Source organism: Weissella paramesenteroides, assembly GCF_051903945.1.
Lineage (GTDB): Bacteria > Bacillota > Bacilli > Lactobacillales > Lactobacillaceae > Weissella > Weissella paramesenteroides_A.
Genome location: NZ_CP192268.1, coordinates 449,245 through 466,908, shown reverse-complemented (window position 1 = coordinate 466,908; position 17,664 = coordinate 449,245). Strand labels below are relative to the sequence as shown.

Annotated in this window: 13 protein-coding genes, 4 tRNA genes and 1 other annotated feature; all 17 genes read right to left on the bottom strand. The window is 36.7% G+C overall.

Features of this window, described 5'->3' with window-relative positions:
- Positions 1-52: 52 nt before the first annotated feature.
- The gene (locus tag ACQ4QH_RS02130) at positions 53-895 is read right to left on the bottom strand and encodes a 2-keto-4-pentenoate hydratase (protein ID WP_439819494.1); all 843 of its coding nucleotides are present in this window, start codon (positions 893-895) and stop codon (positions 53-55) included.
- Between the two features lie 226 nt (positions 896-1,121).
- Positions 1,122-1,357, bottom strand: a binding site (T-box leader).
- Positions 1,358-1,487: 130 nt separating this feature from the next.
- Positions 1,488-2,066 (bottom strand): hypothetical protein, encoded by a 579-nt coding sequence (locus ACQ4QH_RS02125; protein WP_439819125.1) that lies wholly within the window; start codon positions 2,064-2,066, stop codon positions 1,488-1,490.
- 114 nt (positions 2,067-2,180) lie between these two features.
- The gene (locus tag ACQ4QH_RS02120; RefSeq protein ID WP_439819124.1) at positions 2,181-3,515 is read right to left on the bottom strand and encodes a C1 family peptidase; all 1,335 of its coding nucleotides are present in this window, start codon (positions 3,513-3,515) and stop codon (positions 2,181-2,183) included.
- Positions 3,516-3,590: 75 nt separating this feature from the next.
- On the bottom strand, positions 3,591-5,018 hold the full coding sequence (locus ACQ4QH_RS02115) for an aryl-sulfate sulfotransferase (RefSeq protein ID WP_439819123.1): 1,428 nt from the start codon (positions 5,016-5,018) through the stop codon (positions 3,591-3,593).
- The gene (locus ACQ4QH_RS02110) at positions 5,009-5,266 is read right to left on the bottom strand and encodes a hypothetical protein (RefSeq protein ID WP_439819122.1); all 258 of its coding nucleotides are present in this window, start codon (positions 5,264-5,266) and stop codon (positions 5,009-5,011) included. Before ACQ4QH_RS02110 ends, ACQ4QH_RS02115 begins: the two co-directional genes overlap by 10 nt.
- Positions 5,267-5,765: 499 nt before the next feature.
- Positions 5,766-6,596 carry an undecaprenyl-diphosphate phosphatase gene (locus ACQ4QH_RS02105; RefSeq protein ID WP_439819121.1) on the bottom strand — a complete coding sequence of 277 codons (831 nt, stop codon included), beginning with the start codon at positions 6,594-6,596 and terminating at the stop codon, positions 5,766-5,768.
- 214 nt (positions 6,597-6,810) lie between these two features.
- Positions 6,811-7,080, bottom strand: coding sequence for a hypothetical protein (locus ACQ4QH_RS02100; protein ID WP_439819120.1), 270 nt, complete (start codon positions 7,078-7,080; stop codon positions 6,811-6,813).
- Between the two features lie 110 nt (positions 7,081-7,190).
- Positions 7,191-8,069 (bottom strand): ROK family protein, encoded by an 879-nt coding sequence (locus ACQ4QH_RS02095; protein ID WP_439819119.1) that lies wholly within the window; start codon positions 8,067-8,069, stop codon positions 7,191-7,193.
- 277 nt (positions 8,070-8,346) lie between these two features.
- A complete protein-coding gene (locus ACQ4QH_RS02090) occupies positions 8,347-10,140 on the bottom strand; it encodes an FtsX-like permease family protein (RefSeq protein WP_439819118.1) in 1,794 nt (597 codons plus the stop codon).
- 9 nt (positions 10,141-10,149) lie between these two features.
- Positions 10,150-10,902, bottom strand: a complete 753-nt coding sequence (locus ACQ4QH_RS02085) for an ABC transporter ATP-binding protein (RefSeq protein ID WP_439819117.1) — start codon at positions 10,900-10,902, stop codon at positions 10,150-10,152.
- 393 nt (positions 10,903-11,295) lie between these two features.
- Entirely contained in the window at positions 11,296-12,339 is a 1,044-nt protein-coding gene (locus ACQ4QH_RS02080) for a PTS sugar transporter subunit IIC (RefSeq protein ID WP_439819116.1), read from the bottom strand.
- 985 nt (positions 12,340-13,324) lie between these two features.
- Positions 13,325-14,887: a ribonuclease Y gene (gene rny, locus ACQ4QH_RS02075; protein ID WP_439819115.1), complete on the bottom strand. Its 1,563-nt coding sequence runs from the start codon at positions 14,885-14,887 to the stop codon at positions 13,325-13,327.
- Positions 14,888-15,112: 225 nt separating this feature from the next.
- A complete protein-coding gene (locus tag ACQ4QH_RS02070; protein WP_439819114.1) occupies positions 15,113-16,690 on the bottom strand; it encodes an ATPase P in 1,578 nt (525 codons plus the stop codon).
- 77 nt (positions 16,691-16,767) lie between these two features.
- Positions 16,768-16,857: transfer RNA gene (locus ACQ4QH_RS02065), tRNA-Ser, on the bottom strand.
- A 5-nt stretch (positions 16,858-16,862) separates the two neighbouring features.
- Positions 16,863-16,936 (bottom strand) — tRNA-Met (locus ACQ4QH_RS02060).
- A gap of 33 nt (positions 16,937-16,969) precedes the next feature.
- Positions 16,970-17,059, bottom strand: a tRNA-Ser gene (locus ACQ4QH_RS02055).
- A gap of 507 nt (positions 17,060-17,566) precedes the next feature.
- Positions 17,567-17,650: transfer RNA gene (locus ACQ4QH_RS02050), tRNA-Leu, on the bottom strand.
- Positions 17,651-17,664 lie beyond the last annotated feature (14 nt).

The window sequence follows — 17,664 nt, the reverse complement described above, 5'->3', positions numbered from 1 at the left end:
TTACGAACGGCTCATCGCCAAATTTAAATATTTGCTACCTACCAATGCTACTTTAATCAACAACATCAAAGAATACCGCACCTAGCCCCTTATCGAAAGTTGCCTTCCAACTACCATTTCCTAATGATTCCGGTAATAAGAATGTACCACTTGAAACGCGTTGACCAGCTTTTAATGGCGTTCCTTGTTGTTCAAGTTTTTCGACTAACCAATGGAGTGAATGCAGTGGATTTCCCAAAACTTCAGACGAACTGCCATTCTTTAGTTTTTTACCATCATGGAATAACTCACATGTGACATTGGCCAACTCATCAACATCAGTGAAAAGTTTATCTGTATCCACCTCGTTCCCATAAACAACATAACCACCAACAGCTGCATCTGACATTACCATATATTTTGACAGACTTGGAAACCAATCACTAAAACGCGAATCGGGTACTTCAACAGCCGGCGCAACTTTTGTCTTGTGAAGTAAATCTACTAAGGAATCTGTGCTGCTAAGGTTTTCTTTGGCTGTAAATAACATCTCTACCTCTGCTAACGGTTCCATTAAGTCGCTTCGATATAATGTTGTAGGCGATGAAACAAAGTGACTTTTAACTTGGGCACCATAAAGTGGTGAATCTGAGTCAAACATATCCTGAGTTTCTTGACTAGTAAGCGATACCTTGTAGCCACCAACGGCTTCATTTTTTAATTCAGTTAGCCGATGTTGTACCCGGTAGGCAGTTTCTTCATCCGTAACGCTCCCATCATAGGCCGATTGCTGTAAGGGGTCGTGTGTTTGATATGCGGTAAACAAATTCTCTGCTAACTCATTTTCAACTGTTGATAATTCATTTCCTTTAGTAAGTGTTTCTGACATTGTCTGATTCATAAGTGTACCCTCCATTAAATCTGATTTATTTGTTCCCACTTATGTCTGTACCTTGAGGACAAATAAATAATAGTTTATGACTCGAAAATCGTTCATACTGTGTTAATTGCAACAAAAGACTAATCTGACTAGGACTCTCTTTTGCGCTTTGAATCACCGATTCCATCTGTCCTCACCCCCTAAAATACAATTAATGTCATTCAAATTAAAAAGCGTCCTTTTAACTATCTGATCAAATAGTTAAAAGGACGCTAAATGCGTGGTACCACCTTAATTTATAATGCCATCACTAGCATTATCTCTCACGTACAACATTTGTAATACGCTGACACAATAATGGGTGCACCCAATGTCGTCTAATAAAGTTTCAACGACATAGCTCAGAGATGATCGTCATTAATTATCGCAACCTGTTTCGCACCGACCAACAGTTCTCTTATTGCTAACAAATAATGAGCTTCTCTTCATTGCTTTTTAATTTTAATTTAATTATTGATGTCAATTTACACCAGAAAATTTTTCTTGTCAACTTTTTATAGCAATTAACAGTAATAGATCCAATGACCTAACAATCATGACAATCGACTTCAACGTGTCTTTTGTTGTACTATCTTGGTTCTAAAACAGATAAAATATTCCTTAAAACACCATCTTGATAAAACATCTGATGTTGAAACTTTGTTCGCTCATTTTCGACAGCTTGCATTGCTTGATTAGAAATTTGCTTCTTTAACCCTTCGCTTTGTGTATCTTTTGCTGCCTGTTTTTCAACAACCAACGTTAACAATGCGTGGTAATAACCCAAAAACCAACCATTAAAATAAGGCATAACCACACTTTCTACTACTAATTGATTATCATGGTGCGAAGCGACTGCATGATATTCTTCTGCTAACATACTATTAATTTGTGTCGCTACTTCATTTTGTTGCGAATCATTTTCATGAACATTAGTAATCAGTTTTGCAAATTCCTTATCAGCAGTATGTTCCACTTGATCAATCCAAGTTGCTGGTTGATCATCTGGCTGAACACCTTCACTTAATCCAATAATCAATAAATATGCTGCTTCATATCCCCGACGCATCCCCGCCATTAAAACAGGTTCCAAAATTGGATTTAATTGTTTGATATCCAATGTTGCATTAATTGCCATAATCTTTTGCTTCAGATCGTCTTTTAACATAATTTTTCCATCACTGTCTATTTTTGATAACCACTATACCATAAATTCTATGTCACAAAAAAGCCGAAGTCATTACCAATTATTGATTGGACAACTTCGGTCATTTAATAGTTTTTATGCTAATGCACCCATTGGATCCCATGGTGCCAATTCTTTTGGTGTGCCATTTTCATAAGCATCACGCAATTCATCAGGAAGGAATTCCTTCTTAATAACAACTTGATAAGTAAATTGGTCAAACCACTCGTCAGACATTGTAAAGTAACCCTTGTGGCCGTTCTTATCACCCCATGAGTTCTCAACCTTCCACTTTGTTGGCTTACCATCGACAAGATCAACACCAGTCAAAACCATGGCATGCGTCATCAATGAGTCACCATAATCCAAGCGTTCTGCCTTGGTCATGCTGAAATCGATATCAAATAGGCTGTCTTCATCATACAATTCCGTATCCATCAAGCCAGCGACACGATCTAACTTTGGTCCCATATCAACACCAAACCAAACGTTCTCCCCAGCAGATAGTTGCTTGATTGCTAATTCTTTGAACGTTGCTAAGTCAAGATTCAAATGCTTAACATCACGACCACCAACGACTGAACCCAACATTTTAACACCATAAGTTTGATTGTATGGCTTATCATCCGTCGGTGCATTAATAATTGAAATGTAGTTGCTTAAATCCCAACCAACATATTTCTTAAAGAAATCCTGTGGCGTGATTGCTTGTTCACGATGGAACTCATTATCTTTATCACGGAATGCAAAGTCAAAAGTCAAAGGTGGCTCTCCAAAGGTTAGTGATAACATATGATAGTTTTCTTTGTTGAATGCTGCAAGCTTAGCAGAAATTTGTTCATCTGAAGCATTTTGCGCAACCAATTGACGTAGCGCAATTGCATCTTTACGTAACTTACCATTGAACAAACGATTGAATTCAGCAGAATGAGATGATGCTTGTGACTCTGGGAAAGCTGATTGTGGCACAACACCATACTTCTCTATGATTGCAACAATCATATCCCACTGCCCACCATCTTGTTGTGGCGTAGCTAGCAAGAAGCTAACTTCACGATCAGTAGTTGGCTTGTCTGCTGTTGCCACAATATTGTTGTAGAAGTAATTAGCCTTCTCCAACTTATCCCAAAAGAATGTGTAACTTTGTGATAACTCGAAATCACCAGGTAAACCATGGACTGACTTCATATCATGGCGCATTGTATTCAATGCTGCAAACATCCAGCAACGTCCCGATTGCAATTGATTAGCAACTGGTGAGCTCTCCAAATCAACACTAAATGTTGGCGTCAATTCACCAGCACGTTGGTTATCACGCGCTGATTTCAAAATACCATTAGTTGTCACTGCACCACGTAAAACTGCGGCCTTGGGGCTTTCATTCACAGCTTCTTTAAATGCTGTTAATTGCTCTTGGGTAATTTCACTCATTTTTTAACCACCTTTTTCTCATAATTACTTAAGTTTATCCCTTTCAATCCTAATATGCAATATGACACCCATAGGCTACGAGATATGAATGCGATAAGCACGATAAACGTAACCCTTAGACTGCAAATTAGAAAGTTCAACATTAAACACCTGATAACCTTCACGAGTTACTTCCACAATATTAGAAGCATCCCCATTTTTTGCGTTTAAGTAACCAAAATCAATTAAGAAATTACCATTATCCAACAATCGATTTGAACCAATGCGATCTGTGAAATTAGCCGTCCCCAATGCCTGTCCATAAGACCAAACTTCTTTCGCAGTCATTGTTTTCAAATTGATTCTTAATTCGCGACCTGCTGAATATTTCTTGGTCGTCTTTTTATCACCATATGACACGGCATAATTATTATCATAGATAGAAATAGTTTCTTGACCATCTTTTTGTGAACCAGGAATGACACGTGCATCATGCTGACCACCATTGATAGTTGTCCCATTAGCATAACGCAACACATGCTTTTGCCACTTTTTTGGCCAATCTGCTTTCGGTTTTCCAGATAAAATCCAGACCGGACGCATTGTTTCATAATTAAGTTTCATTACTAAATCTTGGTGACGTGCAGAAATAATAATACTGTTATCTTTTTTATCATAATTAATTGCGTTTTGATGTAGCCAATCAATTTTTCCATCAGAACGTTTCGTTGCATCATATTGTGCATACATGTCCATTGGGAAAATTCGTTTCAAATCAATAACCCGTACCACTTTACCTGTTTGACGATTGATTTCAACCATCGTATCCTCAATGAACTTTGATCCATCAGATACTGTAGCTAATAAATTACCGTTTGGTAGTTCAATAACATCATGGTGAATAGCAGTCGTTTCCACATCTGATTTATGCTTTGCTTTCAAATTTTCAGTTGATGATGTTTTATTACTAAATTGGTAATTTCGATAAATCTTTCCTAAATAGTTTGTCTCAACAAGATCGTTATAAACCAGTTGGTTATTATTTTGCTTTCTCAAAATCAACAAATGACCATTTTTTAAAGTTTTAAAAATATGCTGATTATATTCAGTTGAATACCACCGTATCTGTCCATCAGCATCAATAGCAAATGGTTCCTTTGTTGTGCGGGTAAATGCAGTTAATCCGTTCTTTCCAATCGCCATTTGCTCCTTATTAGCCATTTTCACTTGAATATTAACACTAGCTAAGCTTTTGGGTAACGCTTGTGTTTGGATCATTACCGTTTTCTTTTGAACATGTCCATCAGCGTAAGTTATCGTAAATTCTACTCGATTTGCCATATTAGCATACAACCCCACCACATTAATGCGGTGAGTGTTACTATTTTTAGTTGTACCATTACTGATGGACGTCCCATTCGTTTTGCCAACAACCGTATAGCTTACCTTGGCTGCCTGATCTGTATGAAAAATAGCAAGGGCAGTTAATGGCGAGGTTTTATATGGATTTGTCTTTACAAACATATGCTCAATTGTATAACTCGGATCTTCCTCCGCTTGTGTATATTTTTTTCTAAATTTTTTTGACTCGAAATCAATTTTTTATTTAAATGAATGCCTAGATTATTTTTGATTTGTGTCTCAGTTAATAATTTTGGATGACTTTCACGATATACCTTGTGACCGTAAAAGCCACCTGCACAAACAACGATGACAAATAAAATAACCCCAATCCAATGCACCCACTTTTTAACTTTTAAATTATCACCCATACCGACCCCTTTTTGAATATAAATATCTGTTTAACGTCTAAAATAACGAACCATTGGCGTGAAATCAATATGTTGGCCAGAAAATTAGTATTTTTTTATGAATACAAAAAGCGTCTATCTGGGCAAGATAGACGCTTTTTGGATCAAGTTGGCTGTTAAACAAAACCAACGATCTTTATTAAGGAGTAGGTTGTCTAAAGTATAATCACTTTAAACGGTTAGGTAAATTTCTATGAGTGTGGGCTGTTGATAGGAATGGGCTTTCCTTATCAACAATATTTATGATAAGACCAGCGACTTAAATAAAATATAAATCAGCCTAAAAGAAACCTTTAATTTGAAAAATCAATAAAAAAGTGACTTTGGTACCAACAAGGTAACACAAAATCACTATCCATCATCTATTTAAGAGTAGAAAATATGAATAAGGTTGATGACTTACTATAAGTATAGCACAGTAAATGATAAACTCAATCATTTTTCTAATCAATATTTAATTTTATTTTGCAAAAAGGCCAAAATATGCGATTACCAAAACACTCAGGATAATTCGATACCAACCAAACGCTTTAAAGTCATTATTTTTAATATAATTAAGCAAGAATCTAATCGATAGATAAGCGACAATGAATGAAACAACTGTTCCAGTCAACAACACCATTGTTTGCGTGCCAGTGAATACACCACCATGACTAAAATATTTAAATATTTTTAGTAGTGATGCACCAAACATTGTTGGAATCGCAAGGAAAAATGAAAATTCCGTTGCAACAAAACGAGACGTACCAATTAAAATGGCTCCCAAAATGGTTGCCCCAGATCTTGATGTTCCAGGCACTAATGACAAGAGCTGGAACATTCCGATAATAAATGCTGTTTGGTATGGTAAATTACTTAAATTCGTAAAACGTGGTGTGAGACGATCATTACGATTTTCAATAACAATGAATAAAATTCCATAGATTAGTAACATAGCAGCCACTACTTGCCAATTCATCAGATGTGCATCCATCCAGTCATTGAACAATAATCCTAGAACAACTGATGGCAAAATGGCAACCAACACCTTTAACCACAGAATCCAAGTATCATGTTTTTCCAATGAATTTTTTTTAGGAGAAAATGGATTCAATTTATGGAAGTAAATCACCACAACTGCAAAAATCGCACCCAATTGAATCACAACATTGAACATATCCGTAAACTGTGTTGACTGTTTCATCTGGATAAATTCATTTGCTAAAATTAAATGACCAGTCGAACTAATCGGTAGGAATTCTGTAATCCCTTCAACTATTCCCAGAATAATTGCTTTAATAATATCAAACATTTTTTAACCTCTATATGCTTAGATTTTAGTAACCAAATTTAAGAATGCCATACACCATATAATAGTGTCAAGAGAAAATGGTTATGGATGATGGTTAAAAAAGAAGGCACACGCTAAATTTATAGGTTTATAATTAAGCCATTTTTAACATAAAAAAGTTGGAACATTTCCTCTTGTTCCAACTTCTTCCTGTCATTAAGTAAAATTTTCCATCCTACTTCATCGATTCTCTTTTGTCCCCAAGCAACACTTTTATCATTTCTGGATAGACACCACCATCCTGATTTCTTTTCATCACCAGGGCTGTCAGTGCTTGTTTTAAATATTTCTCATTTTGATCATTAACGGCCCGCCATGTTGCAAAACCGCCCATAGATTTAACAGTAATATGACCCATATCAGCATAAACATTTTGTCGATTTTCAATGTAATAATCATAGATAATTACATCTCTATCCTCATATTGCTTAATAACGGTTAACATATTACTTCTCACTTTTTATTGGCTATGATATTGTGTAACTCAACCATTATAACGCATCTCACGTTTATTTCCAAAAATTGGAGTTAGGCTAATCATAGTTGTGGTCGTGTTTAATCTACCAATAACTCTTTTGCAAGATAGAAGCACCCATAAATTCCCGCATTATCACCATTACCAACAGAAACAATATAATCCTCTAATTTTGGTACGGCTAAATAATCATGTAATTGTTCAGCAAAGGACTGTCGTACCATTGGTAACAAAATATCACGGTGTGGCACTCCACCACCAAAGACGATACGTTCTGGTCGTAACGTAGCAGTATAAGTGACAGCCGCTTGTGCCAAATAAAAGGCCTCTATTTGCCATGCTAAATGATCATCTGGTAATTCTTTTGCTGAAACACCCCATCGTTCTTCCATAGCAGGTCCAGCCGCCAATCCTTCTAAGCAACGATCACCATGGAAAGGACAATGCCCTTCATATTTATCTTGCGGATGTTTAGCCATCATAATGTGACCAGCTTCAGGGTGTGAGTAACCACCAACAAATTCTCCGTTTGCAATAATGCCTGCACCAATACCAGTTCCCACCGTTAGATATACAATGTTATCAACATCAGCAGCTGATCCTGACACATATTCTGCCCAACCAGCAGCATTAACATCCGTTGTCCAATAATAAGGTATATCGCGCCAAATTTTCATGGCACCAAGGAAATTATAACCTGACCAACCTCGTTTAGGCGTATCTAATACATAGCCATAGGTCTGACTATCAGGTCTGACATCAATTGGTCCAAATGAAGCAATGCCAATTGCTGCAATATCTTCATATTGATCAAAAAATTCTTGTACCTTTTGGATAGTCGACGCACCATCTTCTGTTGGAAAGCTTTCACGAGCGATCACAGCTTCCGGATTCTCGACTGGCGCGACAGCCACCACAAACTTTGTTCCACCTGCTTCAATTGCACCAAGTAATGCCATTTGGCAATTCCCCCTAAATTTAATAGTATACTGGTATTCTAATCGATTGTTATTTAAATTGCAACCGTTTACAAATATTGATACAAAAGCATCACAAACGTTTACGCTTTTTAATATTTTTAACAAAATAACTAAGCTAGTAAAAATAAAAAGCGCCTACCTTGCGCGTTTAGGTAGACGCTTTTTGTGTGGCATCGATGTCTTTAACTTTCGTTATTAACTCCACAACATTTTGAATATGCTCCTATTATAACGTATTCTTTGAAAAAATGGCGAATTACTTTTTGATTAATCGTCGATACATCCAAACTGTTAAACCATAGTAAATAATATATAAGCCACCAATACCAATTAAGGATGGCAAAAAGCCAAGGTATGCATTGCTTGTCCCAGCCATTAATGGCGCAAACATTTGCAACCCAAATACGACGTCCAAAATTCCAATTACCATTGGTATAACAAATAGAATCCCTAAATCAGTGGCAACTGTTTTGGTAATCTTTTTTTCACTTGTTCCAATCATTGCCAATATACGATATCGTTTCTTATCATCTGCAACACCCGATAATGTCTTAAACATTAATGTGGCTGCTAACATTGCCAAAAAGCCAATGCCTAAGAAATTCCCCATGAACTCAATACCACCAAAAATTCCCTTTAATTGTCTGTATTCTGCATATGATCCAGTTGCAAATTCTGGCTTGATGCCTGTAATTTTTTCCTGCAATTGCATATTATGCGCTAATGCTTGCTCATTCGCCATCATATCCGTCACTTTAACCATACGAACAATATGTGTTGTCTTACTATGTGCCCGCATATCTGATGCGTTTTTTGCAACAACCACTTTCGCCCCAAAACGCGTATTCAAGATTTGATTAGCGACCGCAGTCAACGTTAGATCCGATTCTGGCTCATCACGTAATTGATTTCCTGTTAACCATTTTGTTTGCCAGCTTGAACCATCTTTTGACCAAACTTTCGCTGGTAATTTTTGGTCATTAAACTCTTCAGCATTAAAGTAAATTGTTTGTCCCTTAACAACGTAATGATAGTCTTGATTCCACGCAATTCCCTTTAGATTATCCGTGCTAACTTTGTTTGTCACATAAGCCGCAGTTAGTGGATCTCCTTTTTCAGCTTGGCTGGGTAACATCAAATAATATCCTTGACCGACTGACATGGCCCCTAAAGCCAAAGCGAACATGACAGCAATAGATGATAGTATTCGTTGATAATCAGGTAATCGAAATGAAAGTTGTCCGTTTATAAATGAACGTAATCCTCGTAAACTATATTTTGAATCACGTACCCAGTTCGTTACCATTTTTAATGTTCGACTAACAAACCAATACGTTCCCCAGACGTTTAAAATTAAGATGACAACAAAGCCAGATAAACCAATTTTGGCAATCTTAGGCATCAAGACAAAACTCACAATTAGTAAAGCCAGACCAATTAAACCAAATAAAGGATCAAGCACCTTATGTTCTTTGGGTTGGTTAACCTGTTTATTAGCTAATAATAGTGTTAACGTATCTTGCTTTCGTAACCGACGACGATTATACAAACCATTTAGCGTAAATAATACAATAAAAAATACTAATGTCGAAACAATAGATTTTACTGAAAAAGATTGCCAATGTTGTAACTGGACACCCAAGAGATTCATTAAGTAGTGGCTACTTAATGACGTTAAACCAAAGCCGATAAGAATCCCGATGATAGTTGCTATAACACCAATGCTTAACGTTTCTCTTAGCAACAAAGAACCAATTTGTTTTTTGGTCGCTCCAAGCATTGACATCAAACCATATTCAGATTGACGAATTCTTAACAAAAACCCATTCGCAAAATTCAGGTAAACAAACGTAATAATACCTAACAGTACTTCACCAATGACAAATATTACTGTAATTTGTGACACAATAGCATTAGCCTCTAAAAATGCCTTATTAGTGGCCATTGCACTAAACATGTAAAAAATTGCTGCCGAAATAATCAACCCAACAAACAGAACAATATAATCACGCCATTTAGAACGCAATGATTTTAAAGCAATTCCAAACATATGATCCTCCTAATTGAAATTTCCCAGCTCAGACAGTACTTGTTGATAGAACACTTCTCGTGATTGGTTATCGCGAGTAATTGTTTTTGTGATCTGTCCATCTGTTAGGAATAAAATTCGAGATGCAAATGATGCTGAGAAAGCATCATGAGTCACCATGACAATAGAAATTCCTTCGTTAGCATTAATCTGAGTTAAATAATTCATCATTTCGCGAGCGTTTTCTGAGTCTAGTGCCCCAGTTGGCTCATCGCCAAAAATAAGCGTTGGATTGTGTACCAAGGCTCGTGCGGCACCCACTCGTTGTTGTTGACCACCTGATAATTCTGTTGGATATTTATTTAGATAAGACTCAATGTGTAGTAGTTGTGCTACTTTTTGCACAGCTGCTTTAATTTCCTTTGGACTTGCCTTTTGCAGTGTAAGTGGCAAACTGATATTTTCCTGCACAGTTAAGCTTTCAATTAAATTATAATTTTGAAAAATAAATCCCATATCTTGACCACGGAATTTTGCAATTGCATCATCGTTCATCTGCAAAATATTCTTGTTGTTAATCATCACTGAACCCGATGAAGGTTGCATCAGTGTTGATAAAATATTCAACAATGTTGATTTTCCAGATCCCGATGGACCCATAATAGCGACAAACTCGCCCTCATCCACAGACAATGATAGATTTTTCAAAACCTCTTGTTGTACACCTGCTGTGCTCAGATATGTCTTATTTAACTGATTGGCAATTAGAACTGGTTCAGTCATGATTTTATCTCCTAGTTATTATTTCATTTATGTTACAGACAATACTATACACAATCTAATATCGCATTGTCAAATTATTTTTTTGATTTTTAAAAAAATAAATGTCAACCTTTTGGTGTAGATTAAAAAAATAGAGCGAGATATAAGTTTTTTTGAAGCCGGTGTGACACGTGATTTGTGCAATTTTTGTCCGTAGCAAAGCGAAGAGCCAGAATCACCTAATTGTTGTTACAGCAAGGTTTCAGACTTTTGGAACACGTTTACGCTATAAAAATTACACGTTTATAATTAAGGCATTTTTAGCAAAAAAAATTGGCACATTTTCTTTTGTCCCAATTTCTTTCTTACTATATTGTCAAGTAATTATAAGCATGTAAATTTTATAACAACAAATTAAACTTCAGGCAGTTTCAGGTCTTTTGCATCAATTAATTGTAATTTATCAATAAAAATGTACTTCATAATCAGTGCCATAGCAATTGGCACAATAAAGAACGCTATCGCGACTCGTAACCCAATTCCATTTCCCGTTGATTCGTTAAGTGCTGTAACTGGTCCAATAAATCCTGATAGGCCGAAACCAGCTGAAAATGGTGTTCCTGACATACTCAGCAAGCTTGAGATCCCCCCTGCAATGGCTGATGCAATTATCACTGGAATAAATAGTTTTGGTTTAGATAACATGTTAGCCATTTGAATCTTCGGTGAACCCATAAAGTGGGCAATGAATAAGCCCCATGAATTTTCTTTCAAACTCATAATTGCCAAAACCAACGAAGCAGTTACAATTCCTGTATTAGCAGCTCCGGCTCCGATGCCAGTCAATCCAATAGCCGTTGCAATACCAACGGAAGATAGTGGTGAAACAATCAATACAGCAAAGATAATTCCTAACAAGATGCCCATTACTAATGGTGCTGTTTGGGTTGCAGCGGCGACAACAGATCCAATCGCATCTTGGATAGCAATCATCACAGGTAACGTCAATAAACCAAGGCCACCACCAACTAACAAAACAGCTAATGGCTCAAATACTGCTCGTAATTGACCAAGTAATTTGTGAAAGACGATAGTCACTAAACTAGCCATAAATGTTGTTAACATAATATTCAAAATCACGCCAGATCCGCTAATAACATACTGCCCACTATGACTTGTTACCACACCTGAAGCAATAAAAGTTGCTAATGCCATTGAAGCACTTTCAATTGTCCCAAACTTAAGCAATGCGCCCACTGCAAAGGCGGCAATTATTGGTAAAGTGCTTTGTGCTAACATTACCATCATCGTCAATGTCTTTACGATATCCGTTTGTGGCAGAATTGCAAGCAACTGACTAATAATTGCTGATGGAATCAATGCCACAATTATTCCGCTGGCATTGCCATTTAAAATTGCTAACCCAAATTCTTTTTTGTTTAATTTCTGAACTGTCATATGATTTCCCCTTTTCATCTCATCATTAACTAATTTCATATACAATTTATGCTTTTCCCAATAAAAAAACTGGGTATTTTTTATAAAAATACCCAGTTCCTAATACTACTCAATAACTGCAATCAAGTCGTATTGTTTTGGTTCCGGATATTTTCTCTATCCGAAACCTAGCAAAAATGCTTTTGGTCATTTCGGATAATCACCTAAAAAACCAAAAGTAATACACTGTTTCAGCTGTTAACATCTTCTTATGTACCATCATTTTTGCTCCCTTACTTAATCGATAAATTTAATTTTAATCTATTTTTCATTTTTGTCAACATTTTTTAATCATGCGCATAAAAAAGCGTCGTATATCTACGACGCTCCGTACATAAATAATGCACTAGATAGTCATTAGTTTAACTACCACGGGGAATATCTATAGTATATCGAGATGTCGTAAAATAAGCGAATAATTTGTTTATAATTATTTTCTAACAAATTGCACAAAAAAATCGCTCTGCGTATCCGCAAGGCGACATGGTGTGGATGACGACCCACAAAATATTTTTTGATTGTGAAAGCGTTGATGTTGATAAAGAGTCGTCTCATCACCCTCTTACTGCTCGAACTATTAAATAAGTTATCGTTCTCATTTTTTCTGAAGGAGAAGAGTTTTCAGCAAGTTCTTGAGATTAAACGATGATTCGAACAGTAAGAGTGAAATGCGACAATAACATCCTAGTAGTCCCCAACCAGCTAGTGTTTCACAATTTTAATCAGTAGTTTCGTATACGTTCCCCCGTATCCTTAACACATTTATTATTGTAAGCGTTTCCAAAGAATTTGTAAACCCTTTCGGTGAAATTAATTTTATTTTATTTGTATGTTTGTCATGAATTAAGTGTATTTATAACTTGTCTTTATCAAATAACTCTTTATGCAAAGAAAAAGAGCTAGAATTTTTATCCTAGCCCTAATTTATTTCTATTAATGTTATCTCTTACTTTGCATACTCAATCGCACGCGATTCTCGAATAACAGTTACTTTAATATGCCCTGGATAATCTAAATCAGTTTCAATCTGATTTCTAATATCACGAGCTAAGACAGTTGCTTCAATATCTGAAACAGCTGCTGGTTCTACAATAACACGAACTTCTCGGCCGGCTTGAATAGCATATGACTTTTCAACACCGTTAAACTCATTTGCAATGGCTTCAAGTTGTTGCAAACGTTGAACGTAATTTTCTAATGATTCTGATCTTGCACCTGGTCGTGCTGCTGAAATTGAATCAGCAGCAGCAACTAGAACAGCAATTACAGAATCGGGTTCAACATCCCCATGATGTGAAGCAATTGAATTAATCACAACTGGACGTTCCTTGTATTTCGTTGTCAATTCGACACCTAATTCTACGTGAGAACCGTCTACTTCATGATCAATAGCCTTACCAATATCGTGTAATAATCCTGCGCGCTTGGCAAGCGTAACGTCCTCCCCTAACTCAGCTGCCAACAAGCCAGTTAGTTTTGCGACTTCTATTGAATGAACAAGGACATTTTGTCCATAACTTGTTCGGTAATTCATCCGACCAACAGTTTTAACCAGGTCTGGATGCATGCTATGAATACCTAAATCGAAAATAGTCTGTTCACCCACTTCTCGAATATGCTCATCCATCTCTTTACGAGATTTTTCAACCATTTCTTCGATACGTGCTGGATGAATACGACCATCAGCAATTAGCTTTTCCAATGTGTTTTTAGCGATTTCACGACGAACAGGATCAAAGCCACTTAGCACGACTGCTTCCGGTGTATCATCAATAATTAAATCAATACCAGTTACTGTCTCAAGTGCTCGAATATTACGACCTTCTCGACCGATAATACGACCCTTCATATCATCATTAGGAAGTGTCACAACAGAGACAGTAGTCTCAGCAACCATGTCAGCTGCAGAACGTTGAATAGCACTGACAACTAGGTTCTTTGCACGCTTGTCTGCTTCTGCAGTGGCACGTTCCTCACTATCTTTGATCATCACAGCACGTTCAGCAACTAATGATTCTTTAGTTTCTGACAAGATCTGATTACGAGCATCTTCACGTGATAAGTTGGCAACTTCTATCAACTTATCTTCACGCTCAGCTACCAGTTCTTCGGCACGCTTCTGTTTATCATTGACGCTTTGCCGTTGATGATCTAACTTTGTTTCCTTATTCGAAATAACTTCTTCACGTTTTTGTAAAGAAGCATCTTTTCGATCTAATACAGATTCACGACTTACCAAACGATCTTCTTGTGCTTTTACTTCAGAACGACGTTCTTGTAATTCACTTTCGATACGTTGTTGGTAACGTTGGCTTTCATCTCGCGCTTCAACAAGAGCATTTTTCTTTAATTGCTCTGCATCAGTAGCAGCTTGATTCGTTATATCTGTAGCAGTTTGATGTGAAATGGTTAGCGTATGATTAATTTTTGTTTTAGCCACCGTATAACCAATTCCAATACTAATTACGATTGCGACAAGCAACAACAGGATGATCAATACTATGTTCATCTTGTTTCTCCTGTCTAGAGAATTGACGTTTATGTCAAATCAATAGTGTTTTTTTGCGCTTAATAACACATATTTAATTTTAGGCTTTTCTATATAATAAGTCAATCAATCTAGCATTCGATGTACGTAACAAAAAACCGTCATATCAACATTTCATTCTGTTTCGGTTTATCAGAAACTAGAACAATGTTAATATAACGGAATTTCATTTTTTATATTGCTTAATTAATGTTTAACTCGTAAACGTAAAATATAACTCATTACGCAACGAATAATTACAGCAAAAATCGGTGTGACATACAACCATGGAGAAATAAAGATACCTAATCCTGCCGCTAATAGTAGACAAATAATGATAGGCAAACTTGCCACTGATAACATTCTCTTATCAATCTGGATAAGACGGTCCGCAGTTGCCCACAATTTTTCTAAGTCAGACACACTCGCAACGTGAATATCAGCATTGATATCTGGACGATTGACCGCCACAGTAATGGTATCCCCTTCAGCCGGTAAGTTGGCTTGGTTAGTCACGAACATCGTATTATCTTTTGATGTCCACTGTTCCTGCTGTGCTTTTTTCGCCATTGGTGGCAAATCAGCCTGCACTTCATCTAAAGAAGTCATAATATTAGTCAATTGCATGGTTGCCCCAATTGTATCACCTGAAGCAATTTTCACATCCAAATGGCGTTGTGTGAAGAAACGATCTAGAGAAAGTAATGACTTATTTAACGTATCACCAAAAGTAATGACGCCAATAACTTGTAAACTGTCAACGACATAGCTTACTGAATTACCTAACATCTTGTATGTTTCCAAAGCATTTAAATCTACACTGTACCCTTCAGATAAAACCTCTGCTGCTGACAAAACGGCAAAACGTTCATTTAAAATAACGCCTTTTACCCCCGCACCTGCTATAATTTCGGGTTCAGAAGCTGTTGATGGGAACACACCATGACTCTCGGCATACTGTAAAATCGACTTTGATAAAGCAGAAGTTTCATCCATTGATAATAATCCAGTTGCAATTCCTAAAACATCAAAATCACTATATCTTTTATCTAAAGACAAAATAGAATGTACTGTAATGCGATTATCAGTTAAAATACCACTTTTTTCAGTAACAATTGTCGTCACTTGAGGTAATCTTTCTATAACACGTGCATTTTTAAAATTCACACCATTAGTTGCTAACTTTTCTAAACTTTGTTCCCTATGCCAGCCGGACCACAAAGCTGGCCAATTGGCATCTGTTATGATCAAAACGGAAACCATAGTGGTTAAACCATAAATCCAATTAGTCGTTAAACCAAAGAACAATAAAGCATAGAGCGATAAAAACATCGTGGCGACATTTAAACGATGTGCAGTCCTTTTCATTGGTGCATTCAATATAATTGACAAGGTTTCCTTTTGTAATAAGCCCATTGAAACGAGCAATAATGCCATACCAATAAATAGAATCGGTAAGGTCATCGTCATCACTGTATGTCCTGTCGCGTTTGTTAGATAAATCCAAAGGACAGCAAAATACCAGATGGTTTGGCCTAAAATTGGTAGCCAAAGCGTCACAACTAGTAACTGTTTTTGTTGATATAAAGCCTGCTTAATCATGCGATCATCCATATAGACCACCATAACAGCTGCTACTCCAAAAATAGTCATTGTCATATTTTTTATGTGTACCGACATTAATGCGGATAATCCCACTAACGTTGGTAAAAACACTGCAGATAGTACTGCAAGTACAAGCATAACTATTGCATATTGATAATAGCGAATTTGACGTATCGGCATATCTTAAACCCCTCATATATTCAGAATGATATTGATACAAAAATAACCGTGTCCACGGGACACGGTTATTTATAAAAAGGAGATGGAGGGATTCGAACCCTCGCGCCGGTTTCCCGACCTGACGGTTTTCAAGACCGTTCCCTTCAGCCAGACTTGGGTACATCTCCATTAATTGCGGGTGTAGGATTTGAACCTACGACCTTCGGGTTATGGGCCCGACGAGCTACCAGACTGCTCCAACCCGCGATAATATGAAATAGAACATCTAAATTGATGTCAAGGAGATAGGGGGATTCGAACCCTCGCGCCGGTTTCCCGACCTGACGGTTTTCAAGACCGTTCCCTTCAGCCAGACTTGGGTATATCTCCATAAATGTTTGTAGTAATACAACCACAAGAGATATCATACCTCTCCACAAGGTAATTGTCAAGAATTTTCATATCGCATTTTATTTATAAATAAACCAGTCATATTTTATTTTACTAATTGATAAAAAAAAGAGTCTTATATACCCATTTACAGCATATCTCAATTCGGGTACTATAATACCACATTAGTTAACAGACAAAAAGTGAATGTATCATCATCATTTTACTTGCCACAAATTGTTTAGTATTCATCCTGGAGGAAAATATGCTTGGTTTAATTGGATTGGCATTGGTTATATTAGGATTATTAATCACAATTCTTGGTCATATAGCACCACTGATACGACTATATTTTGGTGATAAAAGTGTCATTTCACAAATTATATGGGGACTCATCTTTTTTAGTATCGGTGGGATTATACTTATATACAATGCTATTCAGATGTAAAACATTTAAAAAAGGACTAATACAACAGCTTTCCAGCCATTGTATTAGTCCTTTCTTTTTGCGAACGGAGGGGGTCGAACCCTCACGGTATTTCTACCACAGGATCCTTAGTCCTGCGCGTCTGCCAATTCCGCCACGATCGCATACCATGTTGAAA

Coding starts and splice junctions, on each gene's coding strand:
- ACQ4QH_RS02130 (WP_439819494.1), bottom strand. CDS start 895: ATGGAGGGTACACTTATGAATCAGACAATGTCAGAAACACTTACTAAA.
- ACQ4QH_RS02125 (WP_439819125.1), bottom strand. CDS start 2,066: ATGTTAAAAGACGATCTGAAGCAAAAGATTATGGCAATTAATGCAACA.
- ACQ4QH_RS02120 (WP_439819124.1), bottom strand. CDS start 3,515: ATGAGTGAAATTACCCAAGAGCAATTAACAGCATTTAAAGAAGCTGTG.
- ACQ4QH_RS02115 (WP_439819123.1), bottom strand. CDS start 5,018: ATGTTTGTAAAGACAAATCCATATAAAACCTCGCCATTAACTGCCCTT.
- ACQ4QH_RS02110 (WP_439819122.1), bottom strand. CDS start 5,266: ATGGGTGATAATTTAAAAGTTAAAAAGTGGGTGCATTGGATTGGGGTT.
- ACQ4QH_RS02105 (WP_439819121.1), bottom strand. CDS start 6,596: ATGTTTGATATTATTAAAGCAATTATTCTGGGAATAGTTGAAGGGATT.
- ACQ4QH_RS02100 (WP_439819120.1), bottom strand. CDS start 7,080: ATGTTAACCGTTATTAAGCAATATGAGGATAGAGATGTAATTATCTAT.
- ACQ4QH_RS02095 (WP_439819119.1), bottom strand. CDS start 8,069: ATGGCATTACTTGGTGCAATTGAAGCAGGTGGAACAAAGTTTGTGGTG.
- ACQ4QH_RS02090 (WP_439819118.1), bottom strand. CDS start 10,140: ATGTTTGGAATTGCTTTAAAATCATTGCGTTCTAAATGGCGTGATTAT.
- ACQ4QH_RS02085 (WP_439819117.1), bottom strand. CDS start 10,902: ATGACTGAACCAGTTCTAATTGCCAATCAGTTAAATAAGACATATCTG.
- ACQ4QH_RS02080 (WP_439819116.1), bottom strand. CDS start 12,339: ATGACAGTTCAGAAATTAAACAAAAAAGAATTTGGGTTAGCAATTTTA.
- rny (WP_439819115.1), bottom strand. CDS start 14,887: ATGAACATAGTATTGATCATCCTGTTGTTGCTTGTCGCAATCGTAATT.
- ACQ4QH_RS02070 (WP_439819114.1), bottom strand. CDS start 16,690: ATGCCGATACGTCAAATTCGCTATTATCAATATGCAATAGTTATGCTT.